Origin of the sequence: Duganella callida (assembly GCF_004614165.1) — a bacterium.
Lineage (GTDB): Bacteria > Pseudomonadota > Gammaproteobacteria > Burkholderiales > Burkholderiaceae_D > Rugamonas > Rugamonas callida.
Window position 1 is genome coordinate 16,090 of the sequence record NZ_SPVG01000014.1, and the last position, 15,002, is coordinate 31,091.

The 15,002-nt window shown below is 65.1% G+C and carries 17 protein-coding genes; 10 read left to right on the top strand and 7 right to left on the bottom strand.

Features of this window, described 5'->3' with window-relative positions; translation table 11 throughout:
* Window positions 1-27: 27 nt before the first annotated feature.
* From E4L98_RS01365 to E4L98_RS01375, 3 genes are all read left to right on the top strand, one after another.
* Window positions 28-345: a hypothetical protein gene (locus E4L98_RS01365; RefSeq protein WP_135199772.1), complete on the top strand. Its 318-nt coding sequence runs from the start codon at window positions 28-30 to the stop codon at window positions 343-345.
* Window positions 346-444: 99 nt separating this feature from the next.
* Window positions 445-1,644 carry an alanine transaminase gene (gene alaC, locus E4L98_RS01370; protein WP_135199773.1) on the top strand — a complete coding sequence of 400 codons (1,200 nt, stop codon included), beginning with the start codon at window positions 445-447 and terminating at the stop codon, window positions 1,642-1,644.
* Between the two features lie 84 nt (window positions 1,645-1,728).
* Entirely contained in the window at window positions 1,729-2,268 is a 540-nt protein-coding gene (locus E4L98_RS01375; protein ID WP_229257182.1) for a hypothetical protein, read from the top strand.
* Here the strand turns inward: E4L98_RS01375 and E4L98_RS01380 are convergent, their stop codons facing one another.
* Window positions 2,269-3,285: a zinc-binding alcohol dehydrogenase family protein gene (locus E4L98_RS01380; RefSeq protein WP_135199775.1), complete on the bottom strand. Its 1,017-nt coding sequence runs from the start codon at window positions 3,283-3,285 to the stop codon at window positions 2,269-2,271. It lies immediately after the preceding gene.
* Between the two features lie 90 nt (window positions 3,286-3,375).
* Here E4L98_RS01380 and E4L98_RS01385 point away from each other — a divergent pair, with 90 nt between their 5' ends.
* Both E4L98_RS01385 and E4L98_RS01390 read left to right on the top strand, forming a co-directional pair.
* Entirely contained in the window at window positions 3,376-4,284 is a 909-nt protein-coding gene (locus E4L98_RS01385; protein ID WP_135199776.1) for a LysR family transcriptional regulator, read from the top strand.
* Window positions 4,285-4,368: 84 nt separating this feature from the next.
* Window positions 4,369-5,448 carry an AI-2E family transporter gene (locus tag E4L98_RS01390; protein ID WP_135199777.1) on the top strand — a complete coding sequence of 360 codons (1,080 nt, stop codon included), beginning with the start codon at window positions 4,369-4,371 and terminating at the stop codon, window positions 5,446-5,448.
* A 72-nt stretch (window positions 5,449-5,520) separates the two neighbouring features.
* Here the strand turns inward: E4L98_RS01390 and E4L98_RS01395 are convergent, their stop codons facing one another.
* Window positions 5,521-5,745: a hypothetical protein gene (locus E4L98_RS01395; RefSeq protein WP_135199778.1), complete on the bottom strand. Its 225-nt coding sequence runs from the start codon at window positions 5,743-5,745 to the stop codon at window positions 5,521-5,523.
* A gap of 163 nt (window positions 5,746-5,908) precedes the next feature.
* Here E4L98_RS01395 and E4L98_RS01400 point away from each other — a divergent pair, with 163 nt between their 5' ends.
* From E4L98_RS01400 to E4L98_RS01410, 3 genes are read left to right on the top strand one after another with little or no spacing between them, the layout of a single operon-like run.
* Window positions 5,909-6,595 carry a phosphatase PAP2 family protein gene (locus E4L98_RS01400; protein ID WP_229257183.1) on the top strand — a complete coding sequence of 229 codons (687 nt, stop codon included), beginning with the start codon at window positions 5,909-5,911 and terminating at the stop codon, window positions 6,593-6,595.
* A gap of 5 nt (window positions 6,596-6,600) precedes the next feature.
* Window positions 6,601-7,497: a diacylglycerol/lipid kinase family protein gene (locus E4L98_RS01405; protein ID WP_135199779.1), complete on the top strand. Its 897-nt coding sequence runs from the start codon at window positions 6,601-6,603 to the stop codon at window positions 7,495-7,497.
* A 9-nt stretch (window positions 7,498-7,506) separates the two neighbouring features.
* Window positions 7,507-8,325 carry a metallophosphoesterase family protein gene (locus E4L98_RS01410; RefSeq protein ID WP_135199780.1) on the top strand — a complete coding sequence of 273 codons (819 nt, stop codon included), beginning with the start codon at window positions 7,507-7,509 and terminating at the stop codon, window positions 8,323-8,325.
* 94 nt (window positions 8,326-8,419) lie between these two features.
* On the opposite strand, the gene cls is transcribed toward E4L98_RS01410, so the two are convergent.
* Both cls and E4L98_RS01420 read right to left on the bottom strand, forming a co-directional pair.
* Window positions 8,420-9,811 carry a cardiolipin synthase gene (gene cls / locus E4L98_RS01415; protein WP_135199781.1) on the bottom strand — a complete coding sequence of 464 codons (1,392 nt, stop codon included), beginning with the start codon at window positions 9,809-9,811 and terminating at the stop codon, window positions 8,420-8,422.
* 3 nt (window positions 9,812-9,814) lie between these two features.
* On the bottom strand, window positions 9,815-11,803 hold the full coding sequence (locus E4L98_RS01420; protein ID WP_135199782.1) for a site-specific recombinase: 1,989 nt from the start codon (window positions 11,801-11,803) through the stop codon (window positions 9,815-9,817).
* Between the two features lie 157 nt (window positions 11,804-11,960).
* On the opposite strand from E4L98_RS01420, the gene E4L98_RS01425 reads away from it, so the two are divergent.
* Together E4L98_RS01425 and E4L98_RS01430 are read left to right on the top strand one after the other, a co-directional pair.
* Window positions 11,961-13,040, top strand: coding sequence for a porin (locus E4L98_RS01425; protein WP_135199783.1), 1,080 nt, complete (start codon window positions 11,961-11,963; stop codon window positions 13,038-13,040).
* 39 nt (window positions 13,041-13,079) lie between these two features.
* Window positions 13,080-13,916: a branched-chain amino acid aminotransferase gene (locus tag E4L98_RS01430; protein WP_135199784.1), complete on the top strand. Its 837-nt coding sequence runs from the start codon at window positions 13,080-13,082 to the stop codon at window positions 13,914-13,916.
* On the opposite strand, the gene E4L98_RS01435 is transcribed toward E4L98_RS01430, so the two are convergent.
* From E4L98_RS01435 to E4L98_RS01445, 3 genes are all read right to left on the bottom strand, one after another.
* Window positions 13,917-14,447, bottom strand: a complete 531-nt coding sequence (locus tag E4L98_RS01435; RefSeq protein WP_135199785.1) for a DUF3617 domain-containing protein — start codon at window positions 14,445-14,447, stop codon at window positions 13,917-13,919.
* A gap of 75 nt (window positions 14,448-14,522) precedes the next feature.
* Window positions 14,523-14,669, bottom strand: a complete 147-nt coding sequence (locus E4L98_RS01440; RefSeq protein ID WP_135199786.1) for a lmo0937 family membrane protein — start codon at window positions 14,667-14,669, stop codon at window positions 14,523-14,525.
* A gap of 78 nt (window positions 14,670-14,747) precedes the next feature.
* On the bottom strand, window positions 14,748-15,002 hold a 255-nt coding region (locus E4L98_RS01445), incomplete at its 5' end, for a glycine zipper 2TM domain-containing protein (RefSeq protein ID WP_135199787.1).

A 15,002-nucleotide genomic window follows, 5' to 3' on the forward strand; every position in this document is an offset into this window, starting at 1 on the left:
GCATAGCCTCTTGATCAAGGAGGAGCCATGCAAGTCGCCCGCGCCCAACAACCGATTGCCGCCGCCGCCGTCACGCTGGTCTTGTGGATTTTGTGCGTGGCTGCCTTTCTGCCGCCGCTGTTGCAACACACGCTCGGCTCGCTGTTGCTGACCATCGCCGCCGGCATCGGCATCGCCATTTGCCTGGTGCTGCACCTGATCTTCATCGGCATCGCCGCCAGCCGTCTGGGCCGCTCGCCGGTGTTATGGGTAGTGATCGGCCTGATGTTCATGCCGATTGCCTCCATCATCGGCCTGATCATGTTCGAGTGGTTCAGCGACCAGGAGAAACAGGCCGCCGCATGAGCCGCTTGCCAATCATGGACGCGATCGTCTAGTATCGATCCCGGTGCAAATTGCACCGACGTCGCTCGGACGGTTCCGGGCGCTTACGTGAGACACTCCATGAACGACACTCCATCGTCGCGCAGCTTTGCGCGCATCGATCGCTTACCCCCATACGTTTTCAACGTCACCGCCGAGCTGAAGCTTGCCGCCCGCCGCCGTGGCGAAGACATCATCGACATGTCGATGGGCAATCCGGACGGCGCCACGCCGGCGCACATCGTCAGCAAGCTGGTCGACACCGTGCAGCGGCCGGACACCCACGGTTACTCGGCCTCCAAGGGCATCCCGCGGCTGCGCCGCGCCATCGCGCGCTGGTACCAGACCCGCTACAACGTCGAGTTCGATCCGGATTCCGAAGCCATCGTGACCATCGGCTCCAAGGAAGGGCTGGCGCACCTGATGCTGGCCACGCTCGATCAGGGCGACACCGTGCTGGTGCCGAATCCCAGCTACCCGATCCACATCTGGGGCGCGGTGATCGCCGGCGCCAACATCCGCTCGGTGCGCATGACGCCGGGTGTCGATTTCTTCGACGAGCTGGAGCGCGCGGTGCGCGAAAGCTACCCGAAGCCGAAAATGATGATATTGGGCTTCCCCTCGAACCCGACCGCCCAGTGCGTCGAACTGGAATTCTTCGAACGCGTGGTGGCGCTGGCCAGACAGCACAACATCCTGGTGGTGCACGACCTGGCGTATGCCGACATCGTGTTCGACGGCTGGAAGGCGCCGTCCATCATGCAGGTGCCGGGCGCGCGCGACGTCGCGGTGGAATTCTTCACGCTGTCGAAGAGTTACAACATGGCTGGCTGGCGGGTCGGCTTCATGGTCGGCAACAAGGAACTGGTGGCGGCGCTGGCGCGCATCAAGAGCTACCACGACTATGGCAGCTTCACGCCGGTGCAGGTGGCGGCGATCGCCGCGCTGGAAGGCGACCAGGGCTGCGTCAGCGAGATCTGCGCGCAATACCAGAGCCGGCGCGATGTGCTGGTCAAGGGCCTCAACGAGGCCGGCTGGCCGGTGGAAAAGCCGAAGGCCTCGATGTACATCTGGGCCCGCATTCCCGAGGCGTACCGCCACCTCGGTTCGCTGGAGTTTGCCAAGCTGCTGCTGGCCGAGGCCAAGGTCTGCGTGTCGCCGGGGATCGGCTTCGGCGATTACGGCGACGAGTACGTCCGCTTCGCGCTGATCGAAAACGAGGCGCGCATCCGCCAGGGCCTGCGCGGCATCAAGGCCATGTTGCGTAAACACAGCGGATAAATCTGCAGGAAGTTTAAGCCGCATCAAGCGGGATGTTTGATGCGGCGGCTACTGTAGTTCCTGAACGTCACAGGAGCCGCCATCATGCCCATCCCCATTGGTTCCAGCACGCGCCGACTGGTCGCATCGGTGCAGAAACTCGAAGCCACCCTGGCCTCGGCGGGTTTGCCGCGCTTTGTCGCGCGGCTGCCGGTGTGCTGGCTGAGCTGGCACTACTGCCGCCTGCTGGATCAGAAAATCGAACGTATCCGGCGCATCCGCAAGAAGTTCGAGCGCTGGTGGCCGGCCATCCGCGATATATCGGAAGGCGGCAAGGCGCGGCGCGAAATGCTGGACCTGGATCGCAGCATGCGCGACGACATCGAGTACACCAAGAGCACCATGCTGGAACTGCGCGACTACTGCGTCGACATCGGCCGCATGTTCGAGCAACTGGGCTACGAGTCGGCGCGGCTGAAGCGGCGCCAGGCCGTGTTCATGGAACTGCTGGAATCGTCCTGCGCCGCCGCCAGCAAGATGCAGGACGCCCTCACGCGCCACGATGACGCGGTGCTGGCGCTGCTGCGCGCGGATGCGGCGGAGAACGCCGCCTCGCGCGCCGCCGCGACAGCGGTGCAAGCCTGATCAGAAGCCTTCCAGCACGATCTTGCCCTTGGCGCGGTTGCTCTCGATCAGGGCGTGCGCGCGCTTGAGGTTGTCGGCATTGATCTTGCCGAAACGCTCGGCCAGCGTGGTCTTGATCGCGCCGGTTTCCACCAGCTTCGACACATCGTTCAGCAGCTGGTGCTGTTTCTGCATGTCGGCGGTCTGGAACATCGAGCGGGTGAACATCAGTTCCCAGTGCAGCGACACGCTTTTGCGTTTCAGCATGCGCACATCGATGGGCGCCGGATCGTCGATCAGCGCGACCTTGCCTTGCGGCGCCACCAGCTCGACGATGGCGGGCCAGTGGTGGTCGGTCTGGTTCAGCGACGCCACATACGTCACCGGCGGCAGGCCCAGGCGCTTGATTTCCTCGTTCAGCGGCTTGCTGTGATCGATGATGTGGTGCGCGCCCAGCCGCTTGATCCATTCGCCGGTTTCCGGCCGCGAGGCGGTGCCGATGACGGTCAGGCCGGTCAGCTGGCGCGCCAGCTGCACCATGATGGAGCCGACGCCGCCGGCGGCGCCGATCACCAGCAGCGACTGGTCCTTGCCGGCGCCGGTGTCGCGGCTCACCTGCAGGCGTTCAAACAGCAGTTCCCAGGCGGTGATGGCGGTCAGCGGCAGCGCGGCGGCCTGGGCGAAATCCAGGTTGTTCGGCTTGTGGCCGACGATGCGCTCGTCCACCAGGTGAAATTCGCTGTTGGTGCCGGCACGCGTGATGTCGCCGGCGTACCAGACTTCGTCGCCCGGCTTGAACAGGGTGACGTCGGGGCCGACCGCCTTCACCACGCCGGCCGCGTCCCAGCCGAGCACCTTGCTCTGGCCTTCCGCCGGCGCCGAGTTGACGCGCACCTTGACATCCACCGGGTTGACGGAAATGGCGCGCACTTCCACCAGCAGATCGCGGCCGCTGGCCTGCGGCTCGGGCAGCTCGACGTCGATCAGCGCTTCGGCGTCGGTGATGGGCAGGGATTTGCGGTAAGCAATGGCTTTCATGGTTGTTCTCCGATAAGGTTGCGATGGGAGTATCATCATTTATTTCGTTGCGCTGAAAAAGCAGCGTCATGACGAAACACTTTCAAAGGAATGACGATAGTGCTACGACTTGATGATCTGACCGTGTTTGTCCGTACCGCCGACCACGGCAGCCTGTCCTCGGCGGCGCGTGAACTGGAAATCTCGCCCGCCCTGGCCAGCGCCGCCGTCAAGCGGCTGGAAGGGGTGCTGAAACTGCGACTGTTCGCCCGCACCACGCGTTCGTTAAGACTAACGGAGGAGGGCGAACATTACCTGCGGCATGCGCGGGAAGCCCTGCGCCTGCTGAAGGAGGGGCACGACACCCTCGTTCAGGGGAAAGAGACGCTGGGCGGCACGCTGAAGATTTCCATGCCGTCCGACCTCGGGCGCAACATGGTGGTCGGCTGGCTGGACCAGTTTCAGGCCCAGTATCCCAAGGTGAACCTGCAGCTCAGCATCAGCGACAGCGTGTCCGACATGTACCGCAAGCCGGTCGACATCGCCATCCGCTACGGCCGCCAGGAGGATTCCAGCCTGATCGCGTTGCCGCTGGCGCCGGACAACCGCCGGGTGCTGGTGGCGTCGCCGGACTACATCCGCCAGCACGGCCGGCTGAGCGCGCTGGAAGATCTGCTGCACCATCACTGCCTGCGCTTCATGCTGGACGAGGTGATCCATGACCGCTGGAGTTTTTACCAGGACGCGCGCGGCGATCCGACCGTGGTGCACGTCAACGGCAACCGCGCCTGCGACGATGCCGACGTGGTGCGGCGCTGGGCCGTGGCCGGTCTCGGCATCGCCTATAAATCGCGACTGGACGTCAGCGCCGACATCCGCGCCGGCCGGCTGGAGGTGCTGCTGCCCGACATGACCGGCGAGCCGACGCCGCTCAACATGGTGTGCATGCACCGTACGCAGATCACGCCGACGGTGCTGCAGCTGCGCGACTTCCTGCGCGCCCAGTGCGAGAAAGCTTAAAGACGCCTGAAATCGCACCGAGCGAACTTGCGGCGCAACAAAATGCGCTTACCATAGCGCTAACAACAATACCGGGAGAGAGCAATGACCGAAACCCAGCGCGACCTGTTGAGCGCCGGTTTTTCGCTGACGCTGATCGCGCTGGCGGCATTCGTGATGCAACGATTTTTCCTGCCGCTGATCTGGGCCGGCATCCTGTGCGTGGCCACCTGGCCGCTGTACCAGCGCGTGCGGGCCCGGCTGAATAATCACCACATCATCGCCGCCGCCTTGCTGACCCTGGCGCTGGCGGCCGTGTTCATCGTGCCGGTGCTGCTGGGCGTGGCGCAGGCCGCGCGGCAGGCGCCGCTGCTGGCCAACTATGTGGTCAGCGCCAATACCGACGGCCTCCCGGTACCGGATTTCGTGATCCACCTGCCGGTGATCGGCGAAGCCGTTGCCGACTGGTGGCAGGCCACGCTGAGCCAGCCGCACGGCCTGGCGCATCTGCTGTCCGACCGCGACATCAACGGCTTCCATTCGGCCGGCGACATGGTCAAGATCGCCGGCATCGGCCTGATGCACCGGCTGGTCGATTTCGGCCTGGCCTTCCTGTGCCTGTTCTTCTTCTACAAGGATGGTGAAGCGCTCAACCGCCAGATCACCGCACTGGGCAGCCGCTGGTTCGGCGAGCTGCGCTGGGCGCACTATGCGGAAAAAATCCCGACCGCCATTCGTGCCACCGTCAACGGCCTGGTGCTGGTGGGCCTGGCCGAAGGCGTGCTGATCGGCGTCGCCTACTGGCTGACCGGCCTGCCATCGCCGGCGCTGTGGGCGGCGGCCACCGGCATCCTGGCCATCATTCCGTTTGGCGCGCCGCTGGCGTTCCTGAGCGCGGCGGGCCTGCTGGTGGTGCAAGGCGCGCTGCCCGCCGCGGTCATCGTCGCGGTGTGGGGCGGGGTGGTGCTGTTCGTGGCGGACCACTTCGTCCGGCCCGGCATCATCGGCAACGCCACGCGCCTGCCGTTCCTGGCCGTTTTGTTCGGCATTCTAGGCGGGGTCGAAACCCTGGGCCTGGTCGGCCTGTTTATCGGTCCGGTGGTGATGGTTCTGTTTGTAACCCTGTGGCATGAGGTGCAGACGTTCCGTGAGGATGTCGGCACGCCAGTTGCCAAACCCAGGTGAGGAGCGCACGCGAAGCGGCGGCGTCTGCCGGCCTGTCGTGCGACTGGGCGGGGCAACTGGCACCGGCAACCATTAGTGCGCCTTCGACAGGATCAGCAGCCAGCGGCGGAACAGCAGCACCTCCAGATGGCCAGCCTGCACGCCGGTGTCGCACTCGATAATCGGATTGACCGCGTAGAAACGTTTGCGGAAGTCTCGGGTCACCATCATCTCGCGTCTGCCCATGCGCACCAGCATGGAGGTTGGCATGTATTCCAGGCCGAAGCGGGAGCTGAAGCTGCTGTGAACGGTGGTCATGACATTTCCTTTGAAGAGAACTGTTTAACGAGGAGTTCAGAATAGCACAACTACTGTATGAATAAACAGTTACTGTGCAAATAAACAGTAAATTTGCCGATTCGTGGTTTTTACGCCAACTTCATCGGCAGTCAAGCGGGGAGGACCAACTATTAGCAAACTGTTGAATTTCATTGAAGAAAGACTCACGCCCGGCGGCGAATTCGGCCTGCACCTGACGGTCGGCATGGCGCTGCTGGCGGCTGCGGCGCTGGCCTTCCATGAGCTGGCCGAGGCGGTGATGGGGCAGGCGGCGATCACGGTGTTCGATCTGCGCGTGGCGCACTGGTTCAATGCGCACGCCGCCGAGCCGGCGACCAGCCTGATGCGCACTGTCTCCGCCATGCATACCGTGGCCGGCATGGTGCTGCTGATCGGCGCGCTGGCACTGTATCTGTGGCGGGCGCGCGCGCGCTACTGGCTGCTGGCGCTGCTGTTCTCGGTGCCGGGCGGGATGCTGCTGAACGTCGGCCTCAAATATGTGTTTCAGCGCCAGCGGCCGGTGTTCGAGCAACCGCTGGTGACGCTGATGACCTACAGCTTCCCCAGCGGCCACACGGCGGCGGCCACCTGCTTTTACGGCCTGCTGGCGAGTTACCTGGTGATCGCCCGGCCGCGCTGGTATGTGCGCTTGGGAACGGTAGCGTTCTGTCTGTGCATGATATTGTTGGTGGCATTCAGCCGTGTCTATCTGGGCGCGCATTATGTCAGCGACGTGTTGGCCGCGATGGCCGAAAGTGTCGCCTGGCTGGCGGTCTGCATCACGGCGATTTCCACCTTGCGCCGCCGGCGCGAGGGCAAAACGATATAAACCATATGAACAACAGCCCGATCGTCGTCATCATCAACGCCAGCGCGGGCCTCGGCTACTGCGGTGGCTGGACGGCTGCGCTGGCGGAAAAATTCAGCAGCCACGGCGTGCAGGCCGACATCACGCTGGCGCAAAGCGGCGAAGAAATGATCGAACGCGCCAGGCGCGCGCTGGCGGAAGGCGCGTCCACCGTGGTGGCCGGCGGCGGCGACGGCACCATCAACGCGGTGGCGTCGGTGCTGGCCGGTTCCGCTACCCGGCTCGGCGTGCTGCCGCTGGGTACGCTCAACCACTTCGCCAAGGATTTGAAGATACCGCTCGAGCTCGACGCGGCGGTGGCGAATGCGGTGACCGGCGCGCCGTGCAAGGTCGATGTCGGCGAGGTCAACGGCCGCATCTTCCTCAACAACTCCAGCCTGGGCATTTATCCCGACATCGTGCGCGACCGCGAACAGCAGCAGCGCCACCTGGGACGCGGCAAGTGGCCGGCGTTCGGCCGCGCGGTGCTGGCGGCGCTGCGGCGTTTCCCTTTCCTCAGCGTGCGCCTGAAGATCAATGGCGAGGAGCACTTGCGGCGCACGCCGTTCGTCTTCATCGGCAACAATGAATACCTGCAGGGACTGACCATCGGCGCGCGCGAGCGGCTCGACACCGGCAAGCTATGCCTGTACGTGGCGCAGAAGCCGACGCGGCTGGGCCTGTTCCGCTACGCCGTGCACGCCCTGCTGAACCGGCTGGCGCAGGCGCGCGATTTCGACGTCTTGTCGGCGCCCGAGCTGGTGATCGAAACGCGGCACCATCATCTGCGGGTCGCCACCGACGGCGAAGTCACCGTGATGCAGCCGCCGCTGCGCTACCGCTCGCGCGCGGCGGCACTGACCGTGCTGGCGCCGGCCGCCTAGGAGGGAAGCATGCGCACCATCGTTCATCTGTCCGACCTGCATTTCGGCCGCGTCGACCACCAACTGCTGCGACCATTGCGCGAACGCGTGGTCAAGCTGGCGCCCGACGTGCTGGTGGTGTCGGGCGACCTGACCCAGCGGGCGAAAAGTGCGGAATTCCAGGCCGCGCGCGCCTACCTCGACACGCTGCCGGGGCCGCAGATCGTGGTGCCGGGCAACCACGACATCCCGCTGTACAACGTCGCCAGCCGCTTCCTGACGCCGCTGCGCAAATACACGCGCTACGTCACGCTGGACCTGGCGCCGGAATACGTGGACGACGAGATCGCGGTACTGGGCATCAACACCGCGCGTTCGCTGACGTTCAAGGATGGCCGCGTCAACCGGGAACAGCTGGCGCAGATGCGTCAGCGCATGGGCGCGGTCAGTCCCGACCATACGCGCATCATCGTCACCCACCACCCGTTCGACCTGCCGGAACATTTCGACCCGGACGAACTGGTCGACCGCGCGCCGATGGCGATGCAGGCGTTCGCCGAATGCGGCGTCGACCTGCTGCTGGCGGGCCACGTCCACACCAGCCACGCGGGCAGCAGCGCGCAGCGCTACCAGATCGACGGCTACGCCGCGCTGGTGGTGCAGGCCGGCACCGCCACCTCCACCCGCGGGCGCGGCGAAGCCAACTCCTTCAACGTCTTGCGCGTCGACCCGGACCACATCCAGGTCGAGCGCTACAGCTGGATAGCCGGCACCGCCAGCTTCGAGCACGTCCACACCGCATGCTTCCGCCGCAGCGGCGACGTCTGGTCGCTGTGCGCCACCGCTTAAATCCGGGGTCAGTTCTGCCAATCGCACACAAGCCCGGCCGTAGCATGCGCTAACGGCCGGGCTTGTGTGCGATTGGCAGAACTGACCCCGATTTTTACAGCCAGTAGCCCATGAAGCGGGCGGCCCATTCCTTCATGCGGTTGGCCCAGGGACGGTGACGCCATTCGTCCAGCACCACCGGGTTGGAGTCTTTCAGGTCTTCCTGGAAGGCGCGCTCCATTTCGACGCCGAAGCCGTCGCCCATGACGATCACGTTGAGCTCGCTGTTGTGCAGGAAGCTGCGGGTGTCGATGTTGGCCGAGCCCACCGTCGACCACTGGCCGTCGATCACGGCGGTCTTGGCGTGCAGTACCGCCAGCTTCAGTTGCGAGATCTTGACGCCCGCTTCGAGCAGCTCGTCGTAATAGGCGTGGCCGGCATACATCACCAGCCCGACGTCGGACACGCCCGGCACCACGATCCGCACGTCCACGCCGCGCCGCGCCGCGGCTTTTAACGCGTCCACCGTCTGCTGGTCCGGCACGAAGTAGGCGGAGGTGATGTGGATCGATTTTTTCGCTTCCTGGATCGCCAGCGCATACGCCTTGTAGATTTCAAACTTGCCGCCCGGATCGCTGCCCAGCACGCGCACCACCTTGTCGCCGGCGATCACCGGCTTGGGGAAGTAGTCGGCTTCCGGCAGTTCGTCCTGCGCCTGGCCGGCCCACTGGCGCACGAACATCCACTGGAACGCCTGCACCGCCGGGCCTTCGATCTTGATGTGGGTGTCGCGCCAGCCCACCTGCGATTTGTCGGTCGGCCTGGAGGCCGAGCGGAACAGCGAGCTCTTGGCATAGGTGGCGCTGATGTTGATGCCGCCCGTGAACGCGGTCTTGCCGTCGACGATCAAGACCTTGCGGTGGTCGCGGTTGTTGACCTTCCAGCTGTCGCCGCTGACCTTGGCCGGGTTGACCGGATTGAATTCGGTCAGCCGGATGCCGGCCTTGCGCATGCGCTCGAAGAATTCCTTGGGCGTGCCGAGGGTGCCCACGCTGTCGTAGATGATGTTGACGGTGACGCCTTGCTGCTGCTTTTCGATCAGGGTGTCGGCAAACTTGTTGCCCAGTTCGTCCTGGTCGAAGATGTAGGTTTCGAAGTTGATGCTGTTGCGCGCGGCACTGATGGCCTTCAGCATTTCCGAAATGGTTTGCGGACCGTCGAACAGCAGCGTGCACTTGTTGCCGGCGATCAGCGGCACGCCGGTGGCCGCTTCTTCCAGCGCCGCCTGCTCCTGCAGGTTGAGACCGCCCTTGGCCCAGCGCTGCTGCAGCAGCGCGCGCGCGCGGGCATCGCTGAGTTCGCCTTTGGCGGTCTTGACCGTCGGGGCGCCGGCCGGTTCCAGTTTGTCGCCGAGGCCGGTGACGTTGGGCAGCGACGCGCAGGCGCCCAGCAAGCCCCAGCACATCAGCAGCAGCGGCAGCCAGAATCGCATGCGGGAGGAGTTCATGTTTCAACCTTTTTCAAAAAAGAAGAATGCGATCGGCGCCTGGCGGAAGCGGCGGCCCAGCGCCTTGAGCAGCTTCCAGCCATGGCGGAAGCGCACCTGCCGCGAGCGCAGCGCCACCCACAGCGCCAGGCCGAAACTGACCAGCAGGTTGACCATCCCGATGGACAAGAATCCTGCCACTGAGGTTACAACCAGTTCCCAGCCGACATTGTGCTCGAGTCCGACAATCGCTGTCGCAAAGTTGGCCGATGAGAACGTCACATGGCGGATGTCCAGCGGCAGCCCCAGCAGGAATCCCAGCAGCGGCATCACGCCCAGCAGCACGCCGAAATAGAAGTTCCCCATCAGGCCGCCCAGATTGTTTTCGAGGTAGACGCCGAGCCGCGCCAGGCGCGCCGGCCCCAGCAGCCAGCGCGCGCCGCGCAACTGGGCGATGCGCCGGCCCCAGCGCGTGTACAGCGCCTTGTTGTCGTAGTAGCCCGAGATCAGGCCGGCCACGAACAGGCAGACGCCGGCGATCGCCGCATACAGCAGGGTGGGGGCGTGGATCGGGTCGATGTCGTGCAGCAGGTGCATGGCCTTGTCCGGCGACACCAGGTGGTGGCCGGTCAGATAGGGCCAGGCCAGCGCGATCAGGTAGGCGGTCGGGATGCACACCACCAGGTTGCCCAGCACCGCCATGATCTGGGTGCGGATCACCCTGGCGCACAGGTCGGCCATGCTGTCGATGTCGATGTTGCGGCCGTCCTGGCTGTGCAGGCCGGCGGCGATGCGCGAGGCGGTCATGGCCGGCTGCTTGGTCGCGACGGTGAAGTGCAGCACGTGGATGAACATGAAGCCCAGCGAGTAGTTCATGCTGAACAGGAAGGCTTCCACCAGCGGCGCCGCGCGCAGATAGGACATCAGGATCTTGAACAGCGCCATGAAGCCGATCACCAGCCCGGCGCCGGCCGAGGACAGGAACATGGAGCCCAGCTGGCGCCGGCTGTCGGCGACGTAGTGCTCGCCGGTGTGGCTGGCGTTTTCGGTGACGTTGCGCGCCAGCAGGTCGACATTGTCGCGCAGCAGGTCGCGCACCAGGTATTTGTGGTTGTGCGCCTTGATCAGTTCCAGCGCCAGATCGATCGCGGCCTGACGCCGCGCCGCGTCATGTTGCTCGCCCGGCTGATGCACGTCGACCAGGAACAGCAGCTTGCGCAGGCGGTCCAGGCTTTGGGTCAAGGTCACCAGCAGGTAGGTCAGGGCGATGCTGGTGCCCTGGCTCAGCGCCTTGCGGCGGATCTTGCCGATCACGCTGTCGCACTGCTCCAGCATCACCAGCAGGTGGCGCGCGTCGTCCATGCCGCCGGCCTCGCCGGCCAGCCGCTGCTGGTAGGCGTCGAGATAGGCGTTGACTTCGCGGTTCTGCACCATGAACGGCGATGCGTAGGTTTCCATCTCGGTGTGGAAGTTGGTCAGCCGCGGTTCCAGGCCGATGGCGCACACGCGGTAGGACAGGGTGCGGATCGCTTCCAGCAGGCCGGGCAGCATGATGTTGTCGACCGGCGGCGCGGCGGCGCGCTGCCCGGCGCGGCACACCACGTCGACCAGGGCCAGCCAGTCGGCGGCCGGCACGGCGGCCATCCACACGTGATCGCTGCGCCGGTAGACGATCTGGTCGAGCGCGTCGCTCAGGTAGTCGTCGCCCAGCGCGGGCGGCAGGATGCGGTAGGCGATGCGCGTTTTCAGTTCCGAGAAAAAGCCGTCGTTGGACAGCACGCCGATGTCGGTGTACAGGCTGGAGTGGCGGCGCGCGGCGATGATGTTGCGCGCATATTCGCGCAGCTTGAGCGCATGCTGCGGATTGCCCTTCAACAGTTGGGTCAGCGTGCGCACGTGGGCGGCGGCGGCCTTGCCGTCGCCGGCGCGCTTGGGACGCAGGGTATCGAACAGCGCGACCATCAGGCCGATATCGCTGCTGTCCGCGTCGAGTCGTTCGAGGAGGTCTAGCATGGCCGCAGTATAGCGGCGCAGGCCCGCATTGTATGTACGCTGGCGAACATGGATTTCCAGGGCGAAAGGTGCGCGCTGCGTGACCATCCGCACAGAATCGCGGCGGGGTGCGGCGTACACTGAGCCTAACAAGTTCTCCCACTCCTGGCACAGCATCATGAAACCGATCTTCGTCACCCTGGCATTGATCACGCCGCTCACCGCGGCGGCACAGAGTCCGTCATCCACCGAGGTGTATGGCGTGCTCGACGCGGGGGTGGTGGCGGAGCGCGGCTGCCAGGGCGACTGCGCCAAGACCAGGCTGGACAGCGGCATCGCCAGCGGCTCCCGGCTCGGCGTGCGCGGTCGCGAGGACTTGGGCGGCGGCACCTCGGCGGTGTACACGGTGGAGGCGGGCATCCTCAACGATACCGGCGTCTCCGACCAGCACGGCCGCCTGTTCGGACGCCAGGCTTATGTCGGCCTCGACGGCCCGCTGGGGATCGTCACCATGGGCCGCCAGTACAACCTGGTCTACGAGGCGCTGACCGATGTGGCCGATCCCTTCCATGGCGGCATGGCCGGCAGCGCGGCCAACCTGGTGGGCTACACCACCAAGCGCTACGACAACACCATCAAGTACACCTCGCCGCGTTCGCGCAGCGGCATCATCGGCTCGATGATTTACAGCTTCGGCGAATCGCCGTACAACAGCAAGGTCAATCGCGCTTACGGCGCCACGCTGGGCTATGAAAAGGGCCGCGTCAACCTGGTGATTTCGCATCAGGTCAAGGACAATCTGCTGGACGCCACCGGCACGCTGCCGGCGGTGGACCAGTCGGCGCGCAACACCCTGGTGGCGGCCAACGTCGACTTCGGCCGCTTCGTCGGTTATGCGGCCTACGGCCACAGCAAGGGCGATTACAGCACGCAGTGGGACGAGACCAATCCCTACGGCGCGGTGGCGCAGCGCGATCCCACCACCAACAGCCGCGACGTCTTGCTCGGCGTGGCGGTGCCGATGGGCGCCACCACATTCCTGGCCTCCTACATCCACAAGGATGACCGCGGCCTCGGCAACCGCGACGCCAACCAGTTCGCGGTCGGCGCCAGCTATGCGTTGTCGAAGCGTACCAGCATGTTCGCCTCGTTCGCCAAGATCCAGAACCGCAACGGCGCCGCCTATACGGTCGGCAACGCCAGCAACCGCGGCAACGGCGACCGCGCCATCAATATCGGCCTCAAGCACGCGTTCTGAGACGTGCTACAGTTCCTGTTTTGTGTAACGGGAACCACCATGTACCTCACTTATTTCAACGGCCAGTGGTCGGAAGGGAACACCCCCTTGTTCGGCGCGATGGACCACAGCGTCTGGCTGGGTTCGTCGGTGTTCGATGGCGCGCGCTCGCTGCGCGGCCACATGGCCGACCTGCGCCTGCACCTGCAGCGCGTGATCCACTCGGCCGAGCGGCTGGGCCTGCGCTGTCCGCTCGACGTGGATCAGATGGAAGCGCTGGTGCGCGAGGGCGTGGCGAAGTTTCCCGCCGATGCCGAGCTGTACATCCGTCCGCTGGTGTTCGGCACCGATGGCCTGCTGATTCCGGTGTCGGAAAAGAGCGCGTTCGCGCTGACGCTGTTCGATGCGCCGATGCCGCCGTTCACCGGCTTCTCGGCCTGTTTGTCGCGGCTGCGCCGGCCCGACGCCGACATGGCGCCGACCGACGCCAAGGCGTCCTCGCTGTACGCCAACACCTCCAAGGCGCTGCGCGAGGCCAGGGAACGCGGCTACGACAACGCGGTGGTGTGCGACAGCGCCGGCAATGTGGCCGAGTTTGCCTCGGCCAACCTGTTCTTCGTCACGCCGCAGGGCACGGTGGTGACGCCGGCGGCAAATGGCACCTTCTTGTCCGGCATCACCCGCGCGCGCGTGATCGAGCTGCTGGCACGGGAAGGCATCGCGGTGGAACAGCGCACGGTGCGGCCGGAGGAACTGGATACCGCGGTGGAGATTTTCAACACCGGCAATTACGGCAAGGTCACGCCGTGCGTGCGCTACGAGGCGCGCACGCTGCCGGTCGGTCCGGTGGCGACGCTGGCGCGCGACCGTTACATGGCGTATTCCGACAGCCAGTGATCACTTGGGCCGGGCCGGGCAGCTGGCGCCCAGCCAGCGCGCGCGGGTGTTCACCTTGACGGTCTGGCCCTGGCCGCCGGCGTCGGCGTTGACGGTGGCGTTCATGGTGTAGTGGTTCTCGTCGACGAAACGGATCTGGCCGCTGCCGCTGGATTTCGGCTCGCTGCAGCTGAAGGTGACATCGAGGCCGCCCGCGACCGGGGTCTGGGTCGAGCTGCACTTGCCGTTCTGGCTGATCGGCAGTTCCTTGCGCGCGGCCATTTCGGGCGTCAGGCAGGCGGTGCTGACGATGCCGCCATCGGCGCCGGCGGTGGGCAGCGAAATGCCGTTCTTGCTCATCATGCCCTCGAGGCGCGCGCGCTGCTCGGGCGGCATGTTTTTCAGCTGCGTGGCCATGGCGGCCAGGGCTTCATCGCGCTGCGGATCTCCGGTCTGAATCTTGTTATTCAATTCCCACAAGCCCGGCTTGAAGTTTTGCGCCGAGGCGGTGGCTGCCGCCACCAGGGCCAGCATGATCGCAATCTGTCTCATATGTGCCTCCAGGAAAATTACAGCATAAACGAAAACGGCGCCAGAGGGCGCCGTTTGCTCAGGTCGCTGAGGTGACTATATGCCGCGCCCACTGATCAGACGCACCAGCACCATAACGATGGCAACCACCAGCAGGATGTGGATAAAGCCGCCGATGGTGTAGGAAGTAACCAGACCCAGCAGCCACAGAATAATCAGAACGACAGCGATGGTGTAAAGCATGATGATCTCCTCGGGTTGTGTTGGAACTATTATCTCTGGGCACGCCTGGTGTTTCTGTACGCTGCCGTACCTTGACGTTTAGTCCATCGAACGCAGCTGGCCCTTGACCACGCGCACCGGGTCGCCCGAGCGCCACTCGGGCTGGTGCGACAGGTGGAAGGTGCGGCGGGTGCCGTTGTCCATGCGCACCGTGACATCCCAGGTGGTGCTCTTTTTCATATTGCCTTCGATCTGGTTGCCGGCCACCGCGCCGCCGACCGCGCCGGCCACCGTGGCCAGCTGGCGGCCGTGGCCGCTGCCGACCTGATTGCCGAGCAGGCCGCCGAGCACCGC

Excerpts from the sequence above, each read along its gene's own strand:
- E4L98_RS01395 (WP_135199778.1), bottom strand. The coding sequence starts at position 5,745 with ATGACCACCGTTCACAGCAGCTTCAGCTCCCGCTTCGGCCTGGAATAC.
- E4L98_RS01380 (WP_135199775.1), bottom strand. The coding sequence starts at position 3,285 with ATGAAAGCCATTGCTTACCGCAAATCCCTGCCCATCACCGACGCCGAA.
- E4L98_RS01420 (WP_135199782.1), bottom strand. The coding sequence starts at position 11,803 with ATGCTAGACCTCCTCGAACGACTCGACGCGGACAGCAGCGATATCGGC.
- E4L98_RS01390 (WP_135199777.1), top strand. The coding sequence starts at position 4,369 with ATGACCGAAACCCAGCGCGACCTGTTGAGCGCCGGTTTTTCGCTGACG.
- E4L98_RS01435 (WP_135199785.1), bottom strand. The coding sequence starts at position 14,447 with ATGAGACAGATTGCGATCATGCTGGCCCTGGTGGCGGCAGCCACCGCC.
- E4L98_RS01405 (WP_135199779.1), top strand. The coding sequence starts at position 6,601 with ATGAACAACAGCCCGATCGTCGTCATCATCAACGCCAGCGCGGGCCTC.
- E4L98_RS01365 (WP_135199772.1), top strand. The coding sequence starts at position 28 with ATGCAAGTCGCCCGCGCCCAACAACCGATTGCCGCCGCCGCCGTCACG.
- cls (WP_135199781.1), bottom strand. The coding sequence starts at position 9,811 with ATGAACTCCTCCCGCATGCGATTCTGGCTGCCGCTGCTGCTGATGTGC.
- E4L98_RS01440 (WP_135199786.1), bottom strand. The coding sequence starts at position 14,669 with ATGCTTTACACCATCGCTGTCGTTCTGATTATTCTGTGGCTGCTGGGT.
- E4L98_RS01425 (WP_135199783.1), top strand. The coding sequence starts at position 11,961 with ATGAAACCGATCTTCGTCACCCTGGCATTGATCACGCCGCTCACCGCG.
- E4L98_RS01410 (WP_135199780.1), top strand. The coding sequence starts at position 7,507 with ATGCGCACCATCGTTCATCTGTCCGACCTGCATTTCGGCCGCGTCGAC.
- E4L98_RS01375 (WP_229257182.1), top strand. The coding sequence starts at position 1,729 with ATGCCCATCCCCATTGGTTCCAGCACGCGCCGACTGGTCGCATCGGTG.
- alaC (WP_135199773.1), top strand. The coding sequence starts at position 445 with ATGAACGACACTCCATCGTCGCGCAGCTTTGCGCGCATCGATCGCTTA.
- E4L98_RS01385 (WP_135199776.1), top strand. The coding sequence starts at position 3,376 with ATGACGATAGTGCTACGACTTGATGATCTGACCGTGTTTGTCCGTACC.
- E4L98_RS01430 (WP_135199784.1), top strand. The coding sequence starts at position 13,080 with ATGTACCTCACTTATTTCAACGGCCAGTGGTCGGAAGGGAACACCCCC.